This is a genomic window from Pseudomonas sp. RC10-4-2 (genome assembly GCF_050433085.1).
Classification (GTDB): domain Bacteria; phylum Pseudomonadota; class Gammaproteobacteria; order Pseudomonadales; family Pseudomonadaceae; genus Pseudomonas; species Pseudomonas aeruginosa.
The window spans coordinates 1058793-1083394 of sequence record NZ_JBNPXX010000002.1 but is presented as its reverse complement, the minus strand read 5'-3'; the positions used below and the strand labels follow the sequence as shown (position 1 = coordinate 1083394).

At 66.0% G+C, this 24602-nt stretch carries 18 protein-coding genes and 1 tRNA gene; 11 read left to right on the top strand and 8 right to left on the bottom strand.

Annotation, left to right across the window (positions count from 1 at the left end; genetic code table 11):
• Positions 1-56 precede the first annotated feature (56 nt).
• The 5 genes from rlmD to pirR form a co-directional block, all read right to left on the bottom strand.
• The gene (rlmD, locus tag FHW81_RS12930; protein WP_009315336.1) at positions 57-1409 is read right to left on the bottom strand and encodes a 23S rRNA (uracil(1939)-C(5))-methyltransferase RlmD; all 1353 of its coding nucleotides are present in this window, start codon (positions 1407-1409) and stop codon (positions 57-59) included.
• Positions 1410-1417: 8 nt separating this feature from the next.
• The gene (gene cysM / locus FHW81_RS12925) at positions 1418-2317 is read right to left on the bottom strand and encodes a cysteine synthase B (protein WP_003102419.1); all 900 of its coding nucleotides are present in this window, start codon (positions 2315-2317) and stop codon (positions 1418-1420) included.
• Positions 2318-2566: 249 nt separating this feature from the next.
• Positions 2567-4795 carry a TonB-dependent siderophore receptor PirA gene (pirA, locus tag FHW81_RS12920; RefSeq protein ID WP_003117107.1) on the bottom strand — a complete coding sequence of 743 codons (2229 nt, stop codon included), beginning with the start codon at positions 4793-4795 and terminating at the stop codon, positions 2567-2569.
• A 235-nt stretch (positions 4796-5030) separates the two neighbouring features.
• On the bottom strand, positions 5031-6368 hold the full coding sequence (gene pirS / locus FHW81_RS12915; RefSeq protein WP_077143912.1) for a sensor histidine kinase PirS: 1338 nt from the start codon (positions 6366-6368) through the stop codon (positions 5031-5033).
• Positions 6368-7087 (bottom strand): response regulator transcription factor PirR, encoded by a 720-nt coding sequence (pirR, locus tag FHW81_RS12910; RefSeq protein WP_003102425.1) that lies wholly within the window; start codon positions 7085-7087, stop codon positions 6368-6370. Before pirR ends, pirS begins: the two co-directional genes overlap by 1 nt.
• 185 nt (positions 7088-7272) lie before the next feature.
• On the opposite strand from pirR, the gene gacS reads away from it, so the two are divergent.
• The 5 genes from gacS to FHW81_RS12885 all read left to right on the top strand — a co-directional run bounded on the left by gacS (position 7273) and on the right by FHW81_RS12885 (position 14019).
• Complete coding sequence (gacS, locus tag FHW81_RS12905) at positions 7273-10050, top strand: two-component system sensor histidine kinase GacS (RefSeq protein ID WP_003102426.1); 2778 nt, start codon at positions 7273-7275, stop codon at positions 10048-10050.
• Between the two features lie 2 nt (positions 10051-10052).
• Complete coding sequence (locus FHW81_RS12900) at positions 10053-11042, top strand: 2-hydroxyacid dehydrogenase (protein WP_003086027.1); 990 nt, start codon at positions 10053-10055, stop codon at positions 11040-11042.
• A 35-nt stretch (positions 11043-11077) separates the two neighbouring features.
• Positions 11078-11503 (top strand): hypothetical protein, encoded by a 426-nt coding sequence (locus FHW81_RS12895; RefSeq protein WP_171893899.1) that lies wholly within the window; start codon positions 11078-11080, stop codon positions 11501-11503.
• A gap of 67 nt (positions 11504-11570) precedes the next feature.
• Complete coding sequence (locus FHW81_RS12890) at positions 11571-11978, top strand: META domain-containing protein (RefSeq protein ID WP_003112593.1); 408 nt, start codon at positions 11571-11573, stop codon at positions 11976-11978.
• Positions 11979-12090: 112 nt separating this feature from the next.
• A complete protein-coding gene (locus FHW81_RS12885; RefSeq protein ID WP_003145585.1) occupies positions 12091-14019 on the top strand; it encodes a sulfatase-like hydrolase/transferase in 1929 nt (642 codons plus the stop codon).
• 6 nt (positions 14020-14025) lie between these two features.
• Here FHW81_RS12885 and dinB read toward each other — a convergent pair whose 3' ends face one another.
• Entirely contained in the window at positions 14026-15075 is a 1050-nt protein-coding gene (gene dinB / locus FHW81_RS12880; RefSeq protein ID WP_003086018.1) for a DNA polymerase IV, read from the bottom strand.
• A gap of 146 nt (positions 15076-15221) precedes the next feature.
• Here dinB and FHW81_RS12875 point away from each other — a divergent pair.
• Positions 15222-15298, top strand: a tRNA-Met gene (locus FHW81_RS12875).
• Positions 15299-15476: 178 nt separating this feature from the next.
• Entirely contained in the window at positions 15477-15791 is a 315-nt protein-coding gene (locus FHW81_RS12870; protein ID WP_003086015.1) for a hypothetical protein, read from the top strand.
• Between the two features lie 14 nt (positions 15792-15805).
• Here FHW81_RS12870 and FHW81_RS12865 read toward each other — a convergent pair whose 3' ends face one another.
• Positions 15806-16165, bottom strand: coding sequence for a hypothetical protein (locus FHW81_RS12865; RefSeq protein WP_003104747.1), 360 nt, complete (start codon positions 16163-16165; stop codon positions 15806-15808).
• Positions 16166-16413: 248 nt separating this feature from the next.
• Here FHW81_RS12865 and mprF point away from each other — a divergent pair, with 248 nt between their 5' ends.
• The 3 genes from mprF to FHW81_RS12850 all read left to right on the top strand — a co-directional run bounded on the left by mprF (position 16414) and on the right by FHW81_RS12850 (position 21053).
• Entirely contained in the window at positions 16414-19059 is a 2646-nt protein-coding gene (gene mprF, locus FHW81_RS12860; protein WP_010793889.1) for a bifunctional lysylphosphatidylglycerol flippase/synthetase MprF, read from the top strand.
• A gap of 1 nt (position 19060) precedes the next feature.
• Entirely contained in the window at positions 19061-20344 is a 1284-nt protein-coding gene (locus FHW81_RS12855) for a virulence factor family protein (RefSeq protein WP_023084941.1), read from the top strand.
• A gap of 160 nt (positions 20345-20504) precedes the next feature.
• Entirely contained in the window at positions 20505-21053 is a 549-nt protein-coding gene (locus FHW81_RS12850) for a cytochrome b (protein ID WP_003112597.1), read from the top strand.
• A gap of 54 nt (positions 21054-21107) precedes the next feature.
• Here the strand turns inward: FHW81_RS12850 and FHW81_RS12845 are convergent, their stop codons facing one another.
• On the bottom strand, positions 21108-23012 hold the full coding sequence (locus FHW81_RS12845) for a potassium transporter Kup (protein ID WP_003104754.1): 1905 nt from the start codon (positions 23010-23012) through the stop codon (positions 21108-21110).
• Between the two features lie 246 nt (positions 23013-23258).
• Here FHW81_RS12845 and rimO point away from each other — a divergent pair, with 246 nt between their 5' ends.
• Positions 23259-24581, top strand: a complete 1323-nt coding sequence (gene rimO, locus FHW81_RS12840) for a 30S ribosomal protein S12 methylthiotransferase RimO (RefSeq protein ID WP_003086001.1) — start codon at positions 23259-23261, stop codon at positions 24579-24581.
• Positions 24582-24602 lie beyond the last annotated feature (21 nt).

The window sequence follows — 24602 nt, the reverse complement described above, 5'->3', positions numbered from 1 at the left end:
AGCCCACCGATGACTGCGCCAGCCTTCGAACGGGCTGGTCGGATTACGCAGGCATCCTAGCCTGCCTCGAACAAAGCCATGGCCTCGACATGTGCGGTCTGCGGAAACATATCGAGGATTCCGGCGCGCTTCAGACGATAGCCCTGCCTGGCCATTTCGCCAGCATCGCGCGCCAGGGTCGCCGGATTGCAGGATACATAGACTACCCTCCGGGCACCCAGAGAACTCATTTCGCGTACCGCCTCGAACGCGCCGTCGCGCGGCGGATCGAGCAGCACAGCGGTAAAACCTTGCTCCGCCCAGGGCGCTTCGGCAAGCGCTTTGGACAGGTCGGCCTGGAAAAAGTGCGCGTTGCCAAGGCCATTGGCCAGCGCGTTGGCGCCTGCCCGCTCGACCATCGCCGCCACGCCCTCCACCCCGACTACCCGCGCCACCCGGCGCGCCAGCGGCAGGGAGAAATTGCCCAGCCCGCAGAACAGGTCGAGGACCCGCTCGTCGGCGGTCGGTGCCAGCCAGTCAAGGGCCTGGCGGATCATCGACTCGTTCACCGGCGCATTGACCTGGACGAAGTCTCCGGGTCGGTACGCCAGAGTCAGTTGCCAGTCACCCAAGGAGTAGCCCAGTTCGGCGGCCGGCTCCACCGGCAAGGGCTGTTCCGCACCTTGCAGCCAGAGCTGGGCCTGGTGTGCGGAACAGAAAGCGGCCAGGCGCTGGCGATCCTCGTCGACCAGGGCAGTCGTATGCCGCAACAGCAATGCACTGGCCGTGCCATGGAAGAGTTCCACGTGGCCGATGCTTTCCGGCTTGCGGAAGTCCTGCAGAAGAGCAGGCAGGGCACGGGCAATCGTTTGCAAAGGCGGCACCAGGACCAGGCACTCATCGAAGGCGACGATCTCCTGGCTGGCCGCGGCACGGAAGCCGACATCCAGACGCCGCGCCCTGGCATCCCAGCGCACGGCGATCCGAGCGCGGCGCCGATAGCCGAATTCGGGCCCGACCAGGGGGGCGGCCCATTCTTCCGGCTCGATCCCGGCGAAACGCTGCAACTGCTCCTGCAAGGTACGCTGCTTCAGGGCCAACTGCTCGCCGTGTTCCAGGTGCTGCAGGGTGCAGCCGCCGCAGCGACCCGCTACAGTGCAGGGCTCGCGGCGACGCAGGTCGCTACTGCTGAACAGGCGCTCGCTGCGCGCGTCGACCACCTTGCTTCGCGCGCCCAGCACCCGTGCCTCAAGTTCCTCCCCAGGCAGCCCGCCGCTGACGAACCAGGTCATCCCCGCCTCGTGGGCGATACCTCGGCCGTCATGGGCCAGGCGCTCGATGGTCAGGCGCTGCTTCTTGCCTACCGGTATCGCGGGACCGCGCGCACCACCGCTGGGCTGGAAGCGCAGCCCGCCCTTATTTCTGGCCATGGACATGCTCAGCGCGGGTCATAGACGCCGGAAGACAGGTAGCGGTCGCCGCGGTCGCAGATGATCGCCACCAGCACGGCATTCTCCAGTTCGCGGGACAGGCGCAGCATCGCCGCCACCGCCCCGCCGGAGGACACGCCGCAGAAGATGCCTTCCTCGCGGGCCAGCCGGCGCATGATGTCCTCGGCTTCGTCCTGGTGCATGTCGACGACCCGGTCGACGCGACTGGCGTCATAGATCTTCGGCAGGTATTCCTGCGGCCAGCGTCGGATTCCCGGGATGGCCGAGCCCTCCATGGGTTGCAGGCCGACGATCTGCACCGCCGGGTTCTGCTCCTTGAGGTAGCGCGAGACGCCCATGATGGTCCCGGTGGTGCCCATGGAGCTGACGAAATGGGTGATGCTGCCGCCGGTCTGCTGCCAGATTTCCGGGCCGGTGCTGTGGTAATGGGCTTCCGGGTTGTCGCCATTGGCGAACTGGTCGAGGACCTTGCCGCGGCCTTCGCGCTGCAGCTTGTCGGCCAGATCGCGCGCGCCCTCCATGCCCTCTTCCTTGCTGACCAGAATGAGCTCGGCGCCATAGGCGGTCATCGCCGCCTTGCGTTCGGCCGTGGAGTTGTCCGGCATGATCAGGATCATCTTGTAACCCTTGATCGCCGCCGCCATGGCCAGGGCGATGCCGGTGTTGCCGGAAGTAGCCTCGATCAGCGTATCGCCGGGGCGGATGTCGCCGCGCAGTTCGGCACGGGTGATCATCGACAGGGCCGGGCGGTCCTTCACCGATCCCGCCGGGTTGTTGCCTTCGAGCTTCACCAGCAGGGTATTGGAGGTTTCCCCGGGAAGGCGCTGCAGACGCACCAGAGGGGTATTGCCAACGCAGTCGGCGATAGTCGGGTACTGCACGGTCATGGAGGCACTCGTTCGGCACTGACGGTAAAGGCTGAGCATGATACCGGGAAACTGGGGCCGGACCCTAGCACCGCAATATCCGGTCATGCATGCCGATTCAGCCGAAAGACCGCCCGAAACGGCATGCGATGCGATGACCAGAGGCGTCCGAAGAGAAAACCTGGCGTTGGACAGCCGATGCCTGACCAACGCCAAAGAAAGGTCCGACAGGCGTTGCGCCTGCCGGTGAAAGCGCGTTGGCCGCGGCGATCAGAACGAGGTGGTCATCGAAACGTAGTAGGCGCGACCCGGCTCGTTGTAGGTTGCCGCGCCGGCGTCGAAGGAGTTGCCCTGGCGGTACAGGCGCTTGTCGAAGAGGTTGCTTACCCCGCCCCGTACGCTCAGGTTCTCGCTGAAGGTGTAGCCGGCGCTGACGCCCCAGATGCCATAGGTACCCACCTCTTTTCGCGAGACCACCGGCGTGTTGCGGCTGGTGCCATGCTTCGGCGGCTCCTGGCGGCCGTAGATGGTGCTGGTCAGTTGGGTGGAAAGACGCTCGCTGGCCTGCCAGTCCAGGGTCGAGTTCAGGGTGTACTCGGGGATCACCGAAAGCGGGTTGCCGGTGTCCTTGTCCTTGGATTGCAGCATATAGGTCAGGTTGGTGCTCCAGCTCAGGTCCTCGTGCAGGGGGACCAGCAGGTTGCCTTCCAGGCCCTCGACCACTGCTTTCTTCGCGTTGCTCCATTGCAGGATGTTGTTACCGGTCCCGGTCTGTCCCATGACATCCAGCGGCGCGACGATCTTGTTCTTGTAGTCGTTGCGGAAGTAGGTGAGCCCGGCGACCCAGCCATCGCGCCGGAACTCGATGCCCAGTTCCTTGTTTACGCTGGTCTCGGCGTCCAGGTTCTCGTTGCCGACCAGGTAGCAGCCGCCGCTGCTGGTCTGGATCGGGCAACCGTTGCCACGGGTATAGAGCAGGTAGTTCGGGTTGCTCTGGTACAGGTTGGGCGCCTTGAAGGCCCGTGCGATACCGGCCTTGACCGTGAAGTATTCGCCGAGCGTCTGGGAAGCGTTCAGGCTCGGGCTCCAGTTCAGGCCGAAGTCGCTGTGATCGTCCAGGCGCAGCCCGGGGGTGAGCATGGTGCCGGGGCGCAGTTCGATATTGTCTTCCACGTACAGCGCGCGGATCTCCGCCTTGCTTTTCGGGCTTCGCGAGCCGGCCGCGGGGGTCCCCGGCAAGCTATCGCTTCCCACGAAGCCCTGCTTGAGCGAGGACGGGTCGTTGAGGGTTTCCTTGTTCCACTCCGCGCCCACCGTCAGCACCTGCTCGAACAACGCATGCAACGGAAGGTTGAGTTCGCCGCTGAGGCGATAGTTCTCCAGCTTGCTGGTGCTGAACGAACGGTCGGCGCCGATCTGCCCCTCGACGGAACCGGCCAGCCCCTCCTCCAGACGGTTGTTGCGGGTGGAGTCGTACTGGGCGACGAACCTGGAAGTACCGAACGACCAGGTCCCGTTGTGGGTGATGGCGTAGTTCTCGCGATACATGCGGTTGGTCTCCGCACCGTCGTCGGCGAGTCCCTGGGTATTGGCGGTGCCGTTGTTGTTCTGGGTATCGCCGGCATAGATGTTGCCCTGTCGGCTGAAGCCCGCTTCGAAATCGACGACCTGGTCGGGGGTCACCTGCCACGACAGCATCCCGCTGAGATCGCGATTGCGTACCCCTTCGCGTCCGGCCACGGTACGGCTCGGGTTGACGGTATGTCCGAGGTTGATGTCGGTATCGTCCGAATCGGTCTTGTTCGCGCTGCCGTACGCGCGGAAGCTCAAGGCTTCGGTCAGCGGCCCGCTGAGGCTGAAGTTGGCGCGGCGCGTGGCGCCATCCTTGGAGCTTTCCGGAATGTTGGTGAACACCGTCATGGAACCACGCAAACGATCGGTCGGGCGCTTGGTGATGATGTTGACTACCCCGCCCGCCGCGCCGGAACCGTAGCGTGCCGCCGCGGGCCCACGGAGGACCTCGATGCGCTCGACCTCCTCCGGCGGCACCCAGTTGCTGTCGCCGCGGGTGTCGCGTTCGCCGCGCCAGCCGTAGCGCACCGAGTTGCGCGAGCTGACCGGTTTGCCGTCGACCAGGATCAGGGTGTTCTCCGGCCCCATGCCGCGGATGTCGATCTGCCGGTTGTTGCCGCGCTGGCCGCTGGAACTGTTGCCGGTGAGGTTGACCCCGGGCATGGTGCGGATGATCTCGGAGAGATCGTTCACCGGCGGGCGCTTCCTGATGTCCTCGGCGGTGATGATGGATACCCCCGGTGCCTGCTTGAGCTCCTGTTCGGCGGTGCCCAGCACCACCTCGTCACCCAGCTGGACCACCGATTCGGCGCGTTCGTCCAGTTCTTCCAGGCGCTCGTCCTCGGCCAGGGCCTGCCCGCCCAGCAGGCTCGATGAAGCGAAAAGGACGGCAGCGGCGAGATGGCCGCGACGGAATTGGGGGTACATGCGTGACTACTCCTGTCGAGGGAAAACGGGTAGCAGGCGAGCCACGAGGGATACGTTGACGTTTTTTCTGAAGCCTGGGTCGCCGGCGTTGCGCGGGTGACGTCTCGGCACGGGTAGGACAGGGCGCAGACCCGGAACAAGGCCGGCCGAGGAGATCGGCACGGATGATAATCATTCACAAAAGAGAGTAAAGATCATTTACATCTAGACCAAATGTAAAGGTACCTGCGCCTCGCTAGGCAGAAGGCAGCACCAGGCACAGGCGCAGCCCCGGATCGGCGGCTTCCGCCCATAGGCGGCCGCCCTGGAGCACCACGGCGCGACGGGCAATGCTCAGTCCCAGGCCGAAGCCCTTGCCGGTACGTGCCGAAGACAGCCGGGTGAACGGGCGGAAGATGGTCTCCAACTGGTGCTCGGCCACACCCTCGCCCTGGTCTTCCAGGCAAAGCCACCAGCAACTTCCTTCGCGCCGACCATGCAGGCGGATCACGCCGCCTTCCGGCGAATGCCGGATGGCGTTGCGCAGCAGGTTCTCCAGGGCCTGGGCAAGTGCATTGAGGTTGCCACGCACGATACAATCCTCGGGCAGATCGCTGCGGAACCGCTCGGCGGCCCAGCCGCTTTCGAAGCGTGCGTTCTCCACCAGCAGGTCCCATAACGCCGGGATGGAAATGTCCTCCAGCGCCAATACCGGGCGTTCGGTGTCCATCCAGGCCAGCTCCAGGGTGTTGTCCACCAGTTGCTGCATGCCCCGTACCTCCTGCTCCAGGCGCTCGCGCAGGAGCTGCGCGGACAGCGTGCCCTCTGCCGCCACCTGCAGGCGCGCCAGCGGCGTGCGCAGCTCGTGGGAGAGATCGCGGAGCAGTTGGCGCTGCAACACCATGTGCTCGTCGAGTCGCTCGGCCATATGGTCGAACGCCCGCCCCAGATCGCCCAGCTCGTCGCTGCGCCGGCTGATCTCTGCCTGCGTACGCGCCGTCAGGTCGTTGCCGCGCAGGGCATTGGCCTGCGCTCGCAGGCGTCCCAGCGGCACTATCCAGCGCCGATACAGCAACACTCCCAGCAGCAGGGCCAGCCCGGCCGGCACCAGGCCATGGGTGACCAGGCGCTTGGCCGGCGACAAGCCGGGAGGGACGAACTCGGCGGGAAGACGCAGGACCACCCGGCCTTGCTCCGGATGTTCGGGGAAGCGCAGGCTGATGAACGGCCGCGACAACGAGCGGGAGCTCATCGGCCAGTCGACGCCCCGCAGGAAAGTCAGGCGCTCGGCTTCCTCCGTGGTGAGCGGACGACTGCCCAGCGATTGCAGCCGTCCGTCGAGCACGACCACCCAGTCCAGCGCCCGCTGGCGCGGCTCGGCCAGCCAACGGTCGATGCCCTCGCGGCCATCGTCGAGCCAGGCACGTTCGGCTCGCCGCGCATAATCCGCCAAGGCGGAGCGGGCTTCGGCGGACAGGTAGTAACCCTTCAGTTCGGCACTGCGTCCCCAGGTCCAGGACAGCCATACCGATAGCAGGAAGAACGCCACCAGCACCAGGGCCAGGCGCCAGAACAGCGAATGACGGTTGGGCATCATGGCGCCGGTGTCAGGACGTAACCCTTGCCCCAGACGGTATGCAACTGGTGACCGGCGTAACCGAGGCGTTGCAGCTTGCGCCGCAGGTGACTGACGTGCATGTCCAGGCTGCGATCATGCTGGGTATGACCGCGGTGCAGGACATGCTGGTAAAGGAAGGCCTTGGTCAGGGTCTCGCCTTCCGCGGCGAGGAAGGTTTCCAGCAGGCGGTATTCGGTCGGCGTCAGGCCGGCGAACCGCTCGCCAAGGCTGACATCGCAGACATCGGCAGAGAATTGCAGCGAGGGCCGCGCCAGCGGTTCGGCGCAGCGGCCCGGCGCGCCCCCCCGCTCCAGGGCGATCCGACGCAGGATGGCATCGATGCGTACCCGCAGCTCGGCCAGGCTGAAAGGCTTCGGCAGATAATCGTCGGCGCCCTGGCTGAACCCGGCGATGCGGTCCTGCTCGGCGCCCAGGGCTGACATCAGGATCACCGGCAGCGCCTGCTCCTGGCGGAGTTGGCGAAGAATCTCGAGGCCATCGCGCCCGGGCAGCATGATGTCCATCAGGATCAGGTCATAGCCGCCGCTGCGCGCAGCCGCCAACCCCTCTTCCCCGTCTCGGCACCAGGTCACCTCGAAACCGCTGCCATTGAGGTGCTGGAACAGATGTGCACCCAGTGTCGGATCGTCCTCGATGGCCAGCAGTCGGGGGTCGGGCGTCAGGGATGGGAACATGGCAGCCAAATAAGATTGATTAGCAATCGTGCCAGTATTCATGATCTTTCCGCTTCGTCGCAAGCCGAATCCGCCGGGCTGCGCACATCGGTGCAGATTCCCCTTCCGCGACCCGCTAAACTGCGCGGGGTAAACGTATGGCCGGGGAGCGTCGGCCATCCCGATCTGGCTCGACGGAGAGACGTGTGTTCAAGGATCTCGGCATCAAGGGGCGCGTACTGCTGCTCACCCTGCTCCCCACCAGCCTGCTGGCGATGGTGCTTGGCGGTTACTTCACCTGGGTCCAGCTGTCCGACATGCGCGCCCAGTTGATCGAGCGCGGGCAACTGATCGCCGAACAACTGGCGCCGCTGGCCGCCACCGCGCTGGCGCGAAAGGATACCGCCGTGCTCAACCGCATCGCCAACGAGGCGCTGGACCAACCGGACGTGCGCGCGGTGACCTTCCTCGACGCCCGCCAGGAACGCCTCGCCCATGCCGGGCCAAGCATGCTCACCGTCGCCCCGGCCGGCGACGCCAGCCATTTGAGCATGTCCACCGAACTGGACACCACGCACTTCCTGCTACCGGTTCTTGGCCGCCACCACAGCCTGTCCGGCGCCACCGAGCCTGACGACGAGCGCGTACTCGGCTGGGTCGAACTGGAACTGTCGCACCACGGGACTCTGCTGCGCGGATATCGCAGCCTGTTCACCAGCCTCTTGCTGATCGCCGCCGGCCTCGGCGTCACCGCCCTCCTCGCCCTGCGCATGAGCCGCGCGATCAACGCGCCGCTGGAACTGATCAGCCAGGGCGTCGCCCAGCTCAAGGAAGGCCGCATGGAAACCCGCCTGCCACCGATGGGCAGCAACGAGCTGGACGAACTGGCCTCTGGCATCAACCGCATGGCGGAAACGCTGCAGAGCGCCCAGGAGGAAATGCAGCACAACATCGACCAGGCCACCGAGGACGTACGGCAGAACCTGGAAACCATCGAGATCCAGAACATCGAGCTGGACCTGGCGCGCAAGGAGGCCCTGGAGGCGAGCAGGATCAAATCCGAGTTCCTCGCCAACATGAGCCACGAGATCCGCACCCCGCTCAACGGCATCCTCGGTTTCACCAACCTGCTGCAGAAGAGCGAGCTCAGCCCGCGCCAGCAGGACTACCTCACGACCATCCAGAAATCGGCGGAAAGCCTGCTGGGGATCATCAACGAGATCCTCGATTTCTCGAAGATCGAGGCCGGCAAGCTGGTTCTGGAAAACCTCCCTTTCAATCTCCGCGACCTGATCCAGGACGCCCTGACCATGCTGGCTCCGGCCGCCCACGAGAAGCAACTGGAACTGGTCAGCCTGGTCTACCGGGATACCCCGATCCAATTGCAGGGCGACCCGCAGCGGCTGAAGCAGATCCTCACCAACCTGGTCGGCAACGCCATCAAGTTCACCCAGGGCGGCACCGTCGCCGTGCGCGCCATGCTCGAAGACGAAAGCGACGACCGCGCGCAGCTGCGGATCAGCGTACAGGACACCGGTATCGGCCTCTCCGAGGAGGACCAGCAGGCCTTGTTCAAGGCCTTCAGCCAGGCCGACAACTCACTGTCGCGGCAAGCCGGTGGCACCGGCCTGGGCCTGGTGATCTCCAAGCGCCTGATCGAGCAGATGGGCGGCGAGATCGGCGTCGACAGTACGCCTGGGGAAGGCGCCGAGTTCTGGATCAGCCTGAGTCTGCCGAAAAGTCGCGACGACAACGAGGAGCCGGGCGCCTCCTGGGCCGCGGGCCAACGCGTGGCGCTGCTCGAACCGCAGGAACTGACGCGCCGCTCGCTGCACCACCAGCTCACCGACTTCGGCCTGGAAGTGAGCGAATTCGCCGACCTCGACAGCCTCCAGGAAAGCCTGCGCAACCCGCCGCCCGGCCAGTTGCCGATCAGCCTGGCGGTGCTCGGCGTCTCGGCCGCGATCCATCCGCCGGAAGAGCTGAGCCAGTCGTTCTGGGAATTCGAACGGCTCGGCTGCAAGACCCTGGTGCTCTGCCCGACCACCGAGCAGGCGCAATACCACGCGACCCTGCCCGACGAACAGGTCGAGGCCAAGCCCGCCTGCACCCGCAAGCTGCAACGCAAGCTGCAGGAGTTGCTTCAAGTCCGCCCGACGCGCAGCGACAAGCCCCACGCCATGGTTTCCGGACGGCCGCCACGGCTGCTCTGCGTCGACGACAACCCGGCCAACCTGCTGCTGGTGCAGACCCTGCTCAGCGACCTCGGCGCCCAGGTCACCGCGGTGGACAGCGGCTACGCGGCCCTCGAGGTAGTGCAGCGCGAGCGCTTCGACCTGGTCTTCATGGACGTGCAGATGCCCGGCATGGACGGCCGCCAGGCCACCGAGGCGATCCGCCGCTGGGAGGCCGAGCGGGAAGTCAGCCCGGTGCCGGTGATCGCGCTCACCGCACATGCGCTTTCCAACGAGAAGCGCGCATTGCTGCAGGCCGGCATGGACGACTACCTGACCAAGCCGATCGACGAGCAGCAATTGGCCCAGGTAGTGCTGAAGTGGACCGGACTGAGCCTGGGCCAGTCGCTGGCCAGCATGAGCCGTGCGCCGCAGCTCGGCCAGTTGAGCGTGCTCGACCCCGAGGAAGGGCTGCGCCTGGCCGCCGGCAAGGCCGACCTCGCCGCCGACATGCTGGCGATGCTGCTGGCCTCGCTGGCGGCGGACCGCCAGGCGATTCGCCAGGCCCGCGACAACGACGACCGCACCGCTTTGCTCGAGAGGGTCCACCGGCTGCATGGCGCCACCCGCTACTGTGGCGTGCCGCAGTTGCGCGCGGCCTGCCAGACCAGCGAAACCCTGCTCAAGCAGAACGATCCGGCGGCGGCCGCGGCCCTGGACGAGCTGGACAAGGCCATCGAGGCCCTGGCCGACACTGCCTCGGCCACCACCCACCTGTCCTCCACCAGCCTCGACTCCAGCGAACTCTGACCATGCGCATCCTGTTCTTCAGCACCCAGGCCTACGACAGCGAGAGCTTCCAGGCCAGCAACCACCGGCACGGCTTCGAACTGCACTTCCAGCAGGCCCACCTGCAGGCGGACACGGCGGTCCTCGCCCAGGGCTTCGAAGTAGTCTGCGCCTTCGTCAACGACGACCTCTCGCGGCCGGTACTGGAACGCCTGGCCGCCGGCGGCACGCGCCTGGTCGCCCTGCGCTCGGCCGGCTACAACCACGTCGACCTGGCCGCCGCCGAAGCGCTCGGCCTGCCGGTGGTGCACGTCCCGGCCTATTCGCCGCACGCTGTCGCCGAGCACGCGGTCGGCCTGATCCTGACGCTCAACCGGCGCCTGCACCGCGCCTACAACCGGACCCGCGAGGGCGATTTCTCGCTGCATGGGCTGACCGGCTTCGACCTCCACGGCAAACGCGTCGGAGTGATCGGCACCGGACAGATCGGCGAGACCTTCGCCCGCATCATGGCCGGCTTCGGCTGCGAGCTGCTGGCCTACGATCCCTATCCCAATCCGCGCATCCAAGCACTCGGCGGCCGCTACCTGGCGCTCGACGCCCTGCTCGCCGAGTCCGACATCGTCAGCCTGCATTGCCCGCTGACCGCCGACACCCGCCACCTCATCGACGCGCAGCGCCTGGCGACGATGAAACCCGGCGCGATGCTGATCAATACCGGCCGTGGCGCCCTGGTGAACGCCGCGGCGCTGATCGAGGCGCTGAAGAGCGGACAACTGGGCTACCTCGGCCTCGATGTCTATGAAGAGGAAGCGGATATCTTTTTCGAGGATCGCTCCGACCAGCCCCTGCAGGATGACGTGCTGGCACGCCTGCTGAGCTTCCCCAACGTGGTGGTGACTGCCCACCAGGCCTTCCTTACCCGCGAGGCGCTGGCGGCGATCGCCGACACCACCCTGGACAACATCGCCGCCTGGCAGGACGGGACGCCACGCAATCGGGTCCGGGCCTGATGGCGTGGTAGCATGCGCGGCTGATTGGAGGCTCCATGGCTGAACACGATTTCCGTTACACCCTGCTCAACCCGCAATACACCCTCAACGAATGCCGCGCGCTCTCCCCGGGGCGCTACCAGGTCACCGGCACCGGCGGCTCGATCAAGGCCGACGACGTGCTGCTGGTCAGCCTCAAGGGCAGCAAGACCCTGAGCATGCGCCTGACCGTGGAAAAGGTTCGCCACCTGATCAACCCACCCGGCCAGTGGCTGGCGGTCGCCCGCGGCCCGGCATTCCGCGAACTGGCGATCTATACCTGGCAGGTCGACTGCGACCAGTGCCAGGCTCGTCTCGACTTCGAGTTCGCCGTGGACGCCAGTCTCGGTCGCAAGGCCCTGGCGCCGGCCGCCGAAGAACGCATTCACGAACTGGGCTGGCGCAGCCGCGAAGGCAAGCACCTGTGCCCGAAATGCCAGTAGGGCGAACGCCCCGTCCGACCGACGGTCTGTGAACTATCGCCCGTACGAAATGCGCAAAGGAAACGCCATGAAACCCTCTCTCGCCCTCTTCGCCTCCGCCGCCCTGATCCTGGGCGGTTGCGCCAGCCAGGAGACCACCCTGGAAACCGAGCAGGCCTACCAGGTCGACTGGGTCGGGGCACAACCGACGATGGACTACAGCCACATCAGCCTGACCTTCGACGGCCAGGGCCGCGCCTTCGGCAATGGCGGCTGCAACCACTGGTTCGCCAGCTACACCCTGCAGGACGACCTCCTTCAGTTCGGCGCCATCGGCAGCACCCGCCGCCTGTGCGCGGCGGAGATCATGGAGCAGGAACGGCGCTTCCTGGCCCTGCTGCAGAGCGTCCAGCACTGGGACATTTCGCCGTCCGACGAGCTGCGCCTGTGGCCGGCCGAAGGCAAGCCGCTGCGCCTGGTCCCCGAGCACGACTGAAGCCTGAAGCGGCGCTACCCGGCGCCGCCCGTTTACATTTTTTTGACATCCATTTCATTCCCGCTTGACCACCACGTCCCTAGGCTTCCGCATCCTCGCCCGGAGACGCTTGATGTTCGCCCCACCCAGCACCGAGACACTCAACCGCTTCTTTCTGTTGTCGTGGCTGGTGGTGCTCTGGCAGGTGCTGCGCCTGCAGGACGGGATCGTCTTCGACGACGCCTGGCTGCCGCTCTGGAGCGTCGCTGCCAGCCTGAGCTACGCCTTCCTTTATATAGTCCCGGTGTACCTCGCCTGCCGACTGCTCCTGCATTTCCATGATCGCCTTCCCGTGCGCCTCAGTCCGTGGCTGGCAGGCGTGCTGGCCATCGTCGGCAGCGCGGCGGTACAGATACTGCTCTACGCCGACCGCACCCTCTACGACCTGTACGGATTCCACCTCAACGGTTTCAGCATCGGCCTGCTGGTCTCGCCCGGCGGCCTCTCCAGCCTCGGCAGCGGCGACGGCACCCTGCTCAGCGCAAGTCTGGCGGCCCTGGCCCTGCTCTGTCTGCAGGTGCTGCTGTACAGCGCCTGCCAGGTCAGCCGCGAACGCCTTCCCGCGCTCCCTCGGCGCGCCTGGCGCTACCTGTTGGCGGCCTTCCTCTGCCTGGCCCTGGGCGAACGCCTGGCCTATGCGTTCAGCTCCCTGCGCGACTACCGGCCGATCCTGCTGGCCAGCGAACGCTATCCGCTGTACCTGCCATTGACCGTCCGCAGCCTGGCGCGAAGCCTGGGCATCCAGCCGACGCCCACCCAGCGCGAGCTGCTCCAGCAGCAGAGCGACCTGCACTATCCGCTCCGGCCGCTGGAGATCAGCGCCCCGGCGAACCCATTGAACATCGTCTGGATCGTCGCCGAGTCGCTCCGCGGGGACATGCTCGATCCGCGCTACATGCCCAGGCTGTGGGACTTCTCCAACCGGGCGATCCGCCTGGACAACCACTACAGCAGCGGCAACCTGACCCAGATGGGCGTCTTCGGCATGTTCTACGGGCTGCACGGCGGCTACTGGGACGCCGTGCTGAAGGCCGGCCAACCGCCGGTGCTCATGGAGGTACTCAGGCAGCAGAACTACCAGTTCCGGATCAATGCCGCGCAACGTTTCAGCTATCCGCCCTTCGACCGCAGCGTGTTCGTCAACCTGCGCCCCCAGGACCTGCACGTGCTGGATAGCCCGGAGCCTGCCTGGCAGCGCGACGCCCGGAACACCGACGACCTGCTGCGCTTCGTCGATCGCCGACTACCCGACCGGCCGTTCTTCGCCTGCCTGTTCCTCGAGTCGAGCCACGCCAACTACAGCTTCCGCGACGAGACCGCGAAAATCCGCCCCTATCTGGTCAACTTCAACTACCTGACCACCGATTTCCAGGCGCAGATGCCGCTGATCAAGAACCGCTACCTGAATGCCGTGCGCGAAGTCGATACACAGATCGGCCGCCTGCTGCAGCACCTGGAAAACCAGCACCTGCTGGAAAACACCGCGGTAGTGGTGCTCGGCGACCATGGGGAAGAGTTCATGGAACGCTCGCGCTGGGGCCACAATACCGAGTTCAATCGCTACCAGACCGGCACCGTCGCCGTGCTGAGCATTCCCGGACAGGCGCCCCGTGCCGTCCGCGGCATCACCAGCCACATCGACCTGCCCGCAACGCTCCTGCCGCTGCTGGGCGTACGCAATCCGCCCCGCGACTACTCGCTGGGACAGGACCTGCTCGCAGCGGACTACCATCGCGACTATGCGGTGAGCGCCGATACCACGCGCATCGCCTACCTGGGCGAAGGCTTCAAGGTGAGCTTCCCACTGCGTGGCGCGGACCGTCACCACGGTCCGGTGAGCGATGGCGACGACCGCCCGCTCGACGTGGAACAACAGGAAGCCATACGCGGCCCACTCCGTGCAGCACGCCTGGAACTGCTGCAGGATCTCGGCCGCTTCAGCGCCTTGCCGGTAGGGGAAGAGCCGTCGCCGCGGAACCTCGCGACTTCGTTGACGCCATGAGGAGCATCAGAACAGCCTGAGTTGTTCGTGGGCGCCCTGCAGGTCGAGCAGGCGCACGCCGACGCCGATCAGGCGCACCGGACGATTGCCACGGGCAAAGGCCTGGCCGAGCAATTGCCGGTAGCTCTCCAGGTCGCGCCCGGCGCCGGACTGTTCCACCGTGGTCTGGGTGAAATCGTGAAACTTCAGTTTAACGAACGGCTTGTCCGGCCGATAACTGCCATCCAGGCGTTGCAGGCGTCCGTCCAGCTCCTCGAGCAGGGTCGGCAGTTCCTCCAGGCAAGCCGCCAGGTCCGGCAGGTCGCGATCGAAGGTACATTCGACGCTCACCGACTGGCGCCGGCTGTCGACTTCCACCGGTCGCTCGTCGATACCATGGGCCAGTCCCCACAGGCGTTCGCCGAAGCTGCCGAACTCGCGCACCAGGCTCAGCTTGCTGCCCTGGCGCAGGTCGGCGCAGGTGCGGATGCCCATCCTCGCCAGGCGCTCCGCCGTGACCTTGCCGACGCCATGCAACTTGGCCACCGGCAACTCGGCGACGAACCCGTCGACCTGCTCCGGGGTAATCACGAACAGCCCGTCCGGCTTGCGCCAGTCGCTGGCGATCTTGGCCAGGAACTTGTTCGGCGCGACGCCCGCCGAAACGGTGATGTGCAGCTCCTCGGCCACCCGGCGGCGGATGTCCTGGGCAATCCGCGTGGCGCTACCGGCGAAATGGGGCGAAGCGCTGACGTCCAAGTAGGCCTCGTCCAGCGAAAGCGGCTCGATCAGATCGGTATAATCGCGGAAGATCGCATGGATCTGCTTCGACACCGCCCGGTAGACATCGAAACGCGGGCGCACCACCAGCAGATCGGGACACAGCTTGAGCGCCGTGCGCATGGCCATCGCCGAGCGCACGCCATAGGCTCGCGCCTCGTAGCTGCAAGTGGCGACCACTCCGCGCTTGTCCGGCGAACCGCCAACCGCCAGCGCCTTGCCGCGCAGGCTGGGGTCGTCGCGCATCTCGAGGGCGGCGTAGAAACAGTCGCAGTCTATATGGATGATTTTCCGCACCGGAATCTCGCTACAAGCCCCGCCGGGCCTGCCCCGGAGCGCTGAATTCTAACATTGGGCAAGCGCTAAGCATTTGAAGAAAAAACACTTTTTTCGAAAAATCGATTGACAGCCCGACGAGAGTCCGTAGAATGCGCCCACACAGACGCGGGATGGAGCAGTCTGGTAGCTCGTCGGGCTCATAACCCGAAGGTCGTTGGTTCAAATCCAGCTCCCGCAACCACATTCGAAAAGCCCCGGCACTAGCGATAGCGCCGGGGCTTTTTGCATTCCGCCCCTCCTGTTCCACTGCATCGCCTCGCCCTCCGTTCGCTCGCATCATCGCACATTTAACTGTATATTCGTACAGCCAGCTCAGCCTTCGATGAATGCTCGGTAACGGATACGGAAAGGACAGACAGATGCTGAACGTCGAACAATTGAAGCGCAGCGTGAACCGGATGGAACTCGACGACATCCGCCAGGCAGTGGACGAACTGCAGATGGACGGCCTGGTCACCGACGGCAAGACGCCGTTCACCCGCGTGCACTTCAACACCTGCTTCGCCGAGATCGAGGCGCTGTTCCAGCGCGCCGGCTTCCACCGGCCGCTCGATGTGGTCGGCTACCAGGGCGAGATCTATGCGTTGTACGACCCCTCTCGCTGGGAGGCCGTGGAAGTGCTGCGCTGGTTGAAGGAATACCGCGAGGAATCGCGTCACCTGACTCCGGCGTGAGCGCAACGCCTGCGTCAGCGCAACTCGTGTGCCAGGCGCGCGCAGGCCATCCCCACGACCAGCATCACCAGCGGACCGAAGGCCCGCATGGAGATCCGCGCAAGGCTCCAGGACTCTTTCGCAGCGAACAGGCTTGCCGGATTCACCGAATAGACCAGCAGGGAACCGCAGAACAGCCCCAGGCCCAGCAGGCCCAGGCGGCGCAACCAACCGTCGTGGCGGAGCAATACCACCAGCAGGGCGCCGTACAACAGGCAATCGACCCGCGCCACCGAGTCCTTGACCTGCAACGACTGTTCCCAATCCCCCAGCCACCATCCAGCGGCCACGCCCAGCACGACTCCGGCGCCGACATGAATGCCCGCCTGGATCATCGTCACCCTTCCCCCCTCGGAAATGGTCGGACAGTGCAAGCCGCCACTATGCCCACGGCAAGCTGAACCATCGCTGAACGAATACCAGCAAATGGCCTTCGGCCACTTCGCCGACGCAACTCCTGCAAAACCCGGCGGTCTTCTCCCTGTGACAGGACGCCGCCCCGCACAGAAAAAATCTGCTGCGACCACTTGGGAACTCGCCCGAGAGGCCATACTCTGTCGCGCAAATTCCCATGAGGTGGCTGATGCGCACCGACGCTCCCGTTCCAGAACATCCCGCTCCACCCAGCTCTCCCGCGTCCCCACAACGCATCCGGCTGATCGATCGGATTACCGCCTACCGCCAGCCCATCGGCCTGGTCTTCACCTTGCTGCTGTTCGGCCTGGCGCTGGTGGCCTGCTACCACCTGCTACGGGAGATCGATCCCGGCGCCCTCCACGATGCCATCGCCGACGTGCCCAGGCCGGCGCTGCTCGGCGCCCTGAGCGCGACCGCCCTCGGCTTCGTCATCCTGCTCGGCTACGAGTGGTCGGCCAGCCGCTTCGCTGGCGTCACGCTGCCCATGCGCAGCCTGGCCACCGGCGGCTTCAGCGCCTTCGCCATCGGCAATGCGGTAGGCCTGTCGCTGCTTTCCGGCGGCTCCGTACGCTACCGACTGTATTCCCGGCATGGCATCGGCGCTGCCGAAATAGCCCGGATGACGCTATTTGCCAGCCTTTCCCTGGGCTGCGCACTGCCGGTGCTGGCGGCACTCGCCGCACTCTGCGACCTCGACGATGCGGCGTCGGCGCTGCACCTGCCCCGCGCCCTGGTCGCCGTCATCGCGATCGCCGTCCTGTCGCTGGCTGTCGGCCTGGTGGCGTTCCTGGCCCGGCACCGCCTGCCGGGAGAACGGCCGTCCCCCGACAGCCTGCTGGTCCGCCTCGGCCGCCGCAGCCTGCGCCTGCCAGGCCTGCGCCTATCGCTGCTGCAACTGCTGATCACCGCCCTCGACGTCGCCGCCGCCGCTACCGTCCTTTATCTGTTGCTGCCGGAAACCCCACCCTTCGCGGCGTTCCTGCTGGTCTACCTGCTCGCCCTGGCCGCCGGCGTACTCAGCCACGTACCGGGCGGAGTCGGGGTGTTCGAGGCGGTGCTGCTGGCCGCGTTCGCCGGCCAACTGGGCGCCGCGCCGCTGGCCGCGGCCCTGCTCTTGTACCGCTTGATTTATGTGGTGCTGCCACTGCTGCTGGCCTGCCTTTTGTTGCTGTTCCTCGAAGCGCGCCGGTTGTGGGTGACGCGCCAGGCGATTCGCGTCGCCTCGGGTTTCGCCGCACCGATCCTGGCGATCCTGGTCTTCCTCTCCGGTGTCGTGCTGCTGTTTTCCGGCGCCACACCGGCGATCGACACCCGCCTGGAACACCTCGGTTTCCTCATTCCACATCGCCTGATCGATGCCTCGCACCTGGTCGCCAGCCTGATCGGCGTGCTCTGCCTCCTGCTCGCGCAGGGTTTGCGCCGACGGCTGTCGGCCGCCTGGGCCCTGACCCTGGTGCTGTTGCTGGTGGGCGCCCTGCTTTCGCTGCTGAAAGGCTTCGACTGGGAGGAAGCCAGCCTGCTGAGCCTGACCGCCGCGCTGCTCGCCATGTTCCGCCGCTCCTTCTACCGTCCCAGCCGGCTGATGGAAGTACCCTTCTCGCCGCTTTACGTAGGCGCCAGCATCTGCGTGGTCGGCGCCTCGGTCTGGCTGCTGCTGTTCGCCAACCAGGACGTGCATTACAGCAACCAGCTCTGGTGGCAGTTCGCCCTGGACGCCGACGCCCCGCGCGCCCTGCGCGCCGCCCTCGGCAGTTGCCTGCTGCTCCTGGCCCTGGCCCTTGGCTGGCTGCTGCGCGCGGCACCGCCGGCGATCCGCGAGCCGAACGCGGAAGAGCTGCAGCGCGCGGCGCGGATCATCCGCCACTCGGACCAGCCGGATGGCGGCCTGGCCCTGACCGGCGACAAGGCCCTGCTCTTCCATGAGAGCGACGACGCTTTCCTCATGTACGCCCGCCGCGGTCGCAGCATGATCGCCCTGTACGACCCGATCGGCCCGGCCATGCAGCGCGCCGAACTGATCTGGCAGTTCCGCGACCTCTGCGACCTGCACCATGCCCGCCCGGTGTTCTACCAGGTGCGTGCCGAGAACCTGCCGTTCTACATGGACATTGGCCTGACCGCCCTCAAGCTCGGCGAAGAAGCGCGAGTCGACCTGCTGCGCTTCGACCTGGAGAACAAGGGCAAGGAAATGAAAGACCTGCGCTACACCTGGAACCGCGGCCAGCGCGACGGCCTGGCCCTGGAGTTCCATGAACCGGGCCAGGCTCCGCTGGACGAGCTGAAGGCGATATCGGACGCCTGGCTGGGCGGCAAGCAGGTGCGCGAGAAAGGCTTCTCCCTGGGCCGCTTCACCCCGACGTACCTGAACTTCTTCCGCATCGCCATCGTCCGCCACCAAGGCAAGCCGGTGGCCTTCGCCAACCTGCTGGAGACCGACAGCCGCGAACTGGCGAGCCTCGACCTGATGCGCGTGCACCCGGACGCGCCGAAGCTGACCATGGAGTTCCTCATGCTCGGCCTCATCCTCCACTACAAGGCCCAGGGCCACGCGCGCTTCAGCCTCGGCATGGTGCCGCTGGCCGGGCTCCAGCCAAGGCGCGGCGCGCCGTTGACCCAGCGCCTGGGCGCGCTGGTCTTCCGGCGGGGCGAACAGTTCTACAATTTCCAGGGGCTGCGACGCTTCAAGGACAAGTTCCAGCCCGACTGGGAACCCCGCTACCTGGCCGTGCCAGCCGGGCTCGACCCGCTGGTGGCCCTGGCCGATACCGCCGCGCTGATCGCCGGCGGCCTGACTGGATTGGTGAAACGCTGATATGTCTGTCGTGAAACGTCACTGGCGCCGTTTTCTGGTCGCCGCCCTGGTGCTGATCGTCGGTGCCGCCCTGCTGCTCTGGAGCCGACCGGCGGCCCAGGCGAAACTGGAAGCCCTGGACCTCGACGACGGCGGCCACGCCACCCTTGCCGAACCCGGCGAGAAGCCGCGCTCGCGGGTGGTGGTGATCGCCGCCCCCGAACAGCAATTGAACGACGCCCAGATGCTGAACCTGGCTCACGACAGCGCCGCCCGGGTGATCCAGTACTTCCCTCCGGAAAACGGCGATTGCAGGGCGCAGCAGTCCCGGCTCGAAGCGGTCATTGCCCGCCTCGGCGGCAAGCCGAACCTGGTCGCCGGCATCGGCCCGGGCTCGACCACCGCCTGGCGCTGGCTCGCCAGCCAGGACGACGACAAGGCCAAGGCGCTCTCGGTCGGCTTCGACATTGCCCTGGCCGAGCGCGACTGCGACGCCCCGCTGCCGCACCAGGCGTCGCACGGCCAGTGGCTGCTGGCCTGGAACGACAACCCGGACGACGACACCGCAGTCTTCGTCCGCAAGCAGTCGAGCGCGGAAACCAGCATCAGCGACTACGACACCCCGCTGTCCGACGTGCTCGCCCATCAGTTGCGCCTGCAACTGCAAGGCAACGCCGAGGCCCTGCCGGTACTCGAGGTCCCCGCGGCGAAACCCTCGGACATCGTCACCCTGTTCTATTCCGGCGACGGCGGCTGGCGCGACCTGGACAAGGACTCTGCCGAGCATATGGCCAGCATGGGCTACCCGGTGGTCGGCATCGACACCCTGCGCTACTACTGGCAACACAAGAGCCCGGAACAGAGCGCCGCCGACCTCTCCAAGCTGATGCAACACTACCGCGAGAAGTGGGGCGCGAAACGTTTCGTCCTGGCCGGCTACTCGTTCGGCGCTGACATCCTGCCGGCGATCTACAACCGCCTGCCCGGAAAGGACCAGCAGCAAGTGAAAGCCATGCTGCTGCTGGCGCTGGCGCGGACCGGCAGCTTCGAGATCGAAGTGGAAGGCTGGCTGGGCAAGGCCGGCGAGGAAGCCGCCACCGGCCCGGAAATGGCCAGGTTGCCGGCAGCCAAGGTGTTCTGCATCTATGGCGCCGAAGAAAAGGACGAAAGCGGCTGTACCCAATCCCAGGCCGTCGGCGAGAAGCTCGAACTGCCGGGCGGCCACCACTTCGACGAGGACTACCTGTCCCTGGCGAAGAAGATGCTCCAGGCCATCCGCGACCGCGAGAACGCTCCCGACGCCTGATCGCGATCAAGCTCTCCCCGCTCCGCCCTTCTTGTCCCCGGCCGGCGCCAGCTAGACTGAGCCTGCCGGGGGCATTCAGGCTGGCTTCAGCGGAGCCGCCGAGAATACCGGCCGACCCGCCGCAGAGCGGGCTCCCGAGAGCCGAAGAGAAGGAACCGTGATGAGCTGGAAAAACACCGAATCCCGTTATGGGAGCCTGACCATTGCCCTGCACTGGCTGACCCTGCTGCTGATCGCCGGGGTCTACGCCTGTATCGAACTGAAGGGCAATTTCCCCAAGGGCAGCGAAACCCGCGAACTGCTCAAGCAATGGCACTTCATGCTTGGCCTGAGCGTTTTCCTGCTGGTCTGGTTGCGCCTGCTGGTGCGCCTGGCCACCCCTACCCCGCGCATAGAGCCCGCCATCCCCGCCTGGCAGGCGACGCTGGCCAGGCTGATGCACTACGCCCTCTACCTGATGATGATCGGCCTGCCCTTCGCCGGCTGGCTGATCCTCAGCGCCGCCGGCAAGCCGATACCCTTCTTCGGCCTGGAGCTACCGCCGCTGGTCGACAAGAACCCCGACCTCGCCGGGCAAATCAAGGAATGGCACGAAACCATCGGCAACGCCGGTTATTTCCTGATCGGCCTGCACGCCGCCGCGGCGCTCTTCCATCACTTCGTCAGCCGCGACAACACCCTGGTACGGATGCTGCCGCAACGGCGCTGAGAAACGCGCAAAAAAACGCGCCCAATCGGGCGCGCTTTTTTGCAGCGGAGCGGATCAGATCTCGACCTGGGTTCCCAACTCGATCACCCGGTTGAGCGGCAGGTTGAAATAGCGCAGGTTGCCGTTGGCGTTCTTCAGCAGGAAGGCGAACAACCCCTCGCGCCAGCGCGCCATGCCGATGCGCTTGGATGGAATCACCGTCTCCCGGCTGAGGAAGTAGGTGGTGCGCATCGGGCTGAAGTCCAGTTCGTTGAGATGGCACAGGCGCAAGGCAGCCGGGATGTCTGGCTCTTCCATGAAGCCGAAGTGCAGGATCACCCGGAAGAACCCGTCGCCATAGGCCTCGACCTCGAAACGGCGATCCGGCGAAACCCGTGGGCTGTCTTCGTTGACCACGGTGAGCAGCACCACCTGCTCGTGCAGCACCTGGTTGTGCAACAGGTTGTGCAGCAGCGCGTGAGGCACCGCGTCGGTACGCGCGGTAAGGAACACCGCGGTCCCCTGGACCCGGTGCGGCGGCTGCACGCGCATGCTGGAAATGAACACCGAGAGCGGCAGCGAGCCCTCGTCGAGACGCTCCACCAGCAGTTGGCGGCCACGCTTCCAGGTGGACATCAGGATGAAGATGACGATACCCGCGATGACCGGGAAGGCGCCGCCCTGGATCACCTTGGGCAGGTTGGCGGCGAAGAACAGGCTGTCCACCGCGAGCATCACGCAGAAGAACGGGACGCCCAGCCACAGCGGCCATTTCCACAGGCGCCAGATCACCACGCCCATCAGCAGGGTGGTGATCAGCATGGTTCCGGTCACCGCCACGCCGTAGGCAGCCGCCAGCGACGCCGAGGACTCGAAGCCGAGCACCAGCAGGACCACGCCGACCATCAGCGCCCAATTCACCCCGCCGATGTAGATCTGCCCCTGCTCGTGGCTGGAAGTGTGCTGGATGGTCATCCGCGGCACGTAGCCGAGCTGGATCGCCTGGCGGGTCAGGGAGAAGGCGCCGGAGATCACCGCCTGGGAGGCGATCACCGTGGCCAGGGTGGACAGCGCCACCATCGGCAGCAGCGCCCAGCCCGGCGCCAGCAGGTAGAAGGGGTTGCGCGCCGCCTCGGCGTTGGAAAGGATGGTCGCGCCCTGGCCGAAGTAGTTCAGCACCAGCGCCGGCAGCACCAGCAGGAACCAGGCACGGGCGATCGGCTTGCGACCGAAGTGGCCCATGTCGGCGTACAGCGCCTCGGCGCCGGTCAGCGCCAGTACGGTGGCGCCGAGGATGGCGACACCGATGCCGGGATGCGAGCTGAAGAAACGCACGGCCCATACAGGGTTCATCGCCTGCAGCACTTCCGGCTGCTGGATCACCCCGTAGACGCCCAGCGCCGCCAGGGCGCCGAACCAGAGCACCATGACCGGGCCGAACAGGATGCCGATCCGCGCGGTGCCGTGCTTCTGGATCAGGAACAGGCCGATCAGCACGATAAGCGCCAGCGGTACCGTCCAGTGCTCCAGGCCGTCGAAGGCGATCTCCAGCCCTTCTACCGCCGACAGTACCGAGATCGCCGGGGTGATCATGCTGTCGCCGTAGAACAGCGCCGCGCCGATCAGGCCGGCAACCACCACGAAGGTCTGCAGCCTGCCGAACGGCGCCGCCGCCCGGCGCGCCAGGGCCGACAGCGCCATCACCCCGCCCTCGCCCTGGTTGTCGGCACGCAGGACGAAGATCACGTACTTGATGGAAACGACCCAGACCAGCGACCAGAAGATCAGCGACAGCACGCCAAGGACGCCATCGTGGTTGGCCTGCACCCCGTAGCCGCCGATGAAGACCTCTTTCAGGGTATACAAGGGACTGGTGCCGATATCCCCATAGCAGACTCCAACCGCCCCGACCATCAGGCCGATGGCAGAGCTGGAATGCCCCTCCGACGTCTCCTCGGCACGCGTCGCTGCATCACTCATGAAACGCTTTCCCCCGGAAAAATTCGGCAAATGCTGCGCCCATGCCGTCCGCGATGCAAGCGCCGAGGCCACGGACTGCTATGACTATAGAAGGCCGGGGAGCCGATTGCCGAGCGCCCGCGGTGAGTTTTTCCAGGGCCGGAAAAGAGCTGCACGGGAGACTGGAAAAGCCGCGGCGCTGCCGCTAGAATTGCGCACTTTTTGATCAGAGGCGCCAGCAAGCGCGCCCGCCTACCGAGGTTAGCCATGTCCACCCCCACTCCCAAAGTCGGCTTCGTCAGTCTTGGATGCCCCAAGGCGCTGGTCGACTCCGAGCGCATCCTCACCCAGCTGCGCATGGAAGGCTATGAGGTCGTTCCGACCTACGAAGACGCCGACGTCGTGGTGGTCAACACCTGCGGTTTCATCGACAGCGCCAAGGCCGAGTCCCTGGAAGTGATCGGCGAAGCCATCGCCGAGAACGGCAAGGTCATCGTCACCGGCTGCATGGGCGTGGAAGAGCACGCGATCCGCGACGTCCATCCCAGCGTGCTGGCGGTCACCGGCCCGCAACAGTACGAGCAGGTGGTTACCGCGGTGCACGAAGTGGTGCCGCCGAAGACCGAACACAACCCGCTGGTCGACCTGGTCCCGCCGCAAGGCGTCAAGCTGACCCCGCGCCACTACGCCTACCTGAAGATTTCCGAAGGCTGCAACCACAGCTGCAGCTTCTGCATCATCCCGTCCATGCGCGGCAAGCTGGTCAGCCGGCCGGTCGGCGACGTGCTGAGCGAGGCCGAGCGCCTGGTCAAGGCCGGGGTCAAGGAACTCCTGGTGATTTCCCAGGACACCAGCGCCTACGGCGTGGACCTGAAGTACAAGACCGACTTCTGGAACGGCCAGCCGGTCAAGACCCGCATGAAGGAACTCTGCGAGGCGCTGAGCAGCATGGGCGTGTGGGTTCGCCTGCACTACGTCTACCCGTACCCCAACGTCGACGACGTGATCCCGCTGATGGCCGCCGGCAAGCTCCTGCCGTACCTCGACATCCCCTTCCAGCACGCCAGCCCGAAGGTGCTCAAGGCCATGAAGCGCCCGGCCTTCGAGGACAAGACCCTGGCCCGGATCAAGCAGTGGCGCGAGATCTGCCCGGAACTGACCATCCGCTCGACCTTCATCGTCGGCTTCCCGGGCGAAACCGAAGAAGACTTCCAGTACCTGCTCGACTGGCTGACGGAAGCCCAGCTCGACCGCGTCGGCTGCTTCCAGTACTCCCCCGTCGAAGGCGCTCCGGCCAACGAGCTGGGCCTGGAGCCGGTGCCGGACGAGGTCAAGCAGGACCGCTGGGAACGCTTCATGGCCCACCAGCAGGCGATTTCCGCCGCTCGCCTGCAGCTCAAGGTGGGCAAGGAAATCGAAGTGCTGATCGACGAAGTCGACGAACAGGGCGCGGTCGGCCGCTCCTGGGCCGACGCTCCGGAAATCGACGGCAACGTGTTCGTCGACAGCGACGAGCTGAAGCCGGGCGACAAGGTCCGCGTGCGCATCACCGATGCCGACGAGTACGACCTCTGGGCCGAGCTGGTCTGAGCCCCCCTGAAGAGCCCCGCC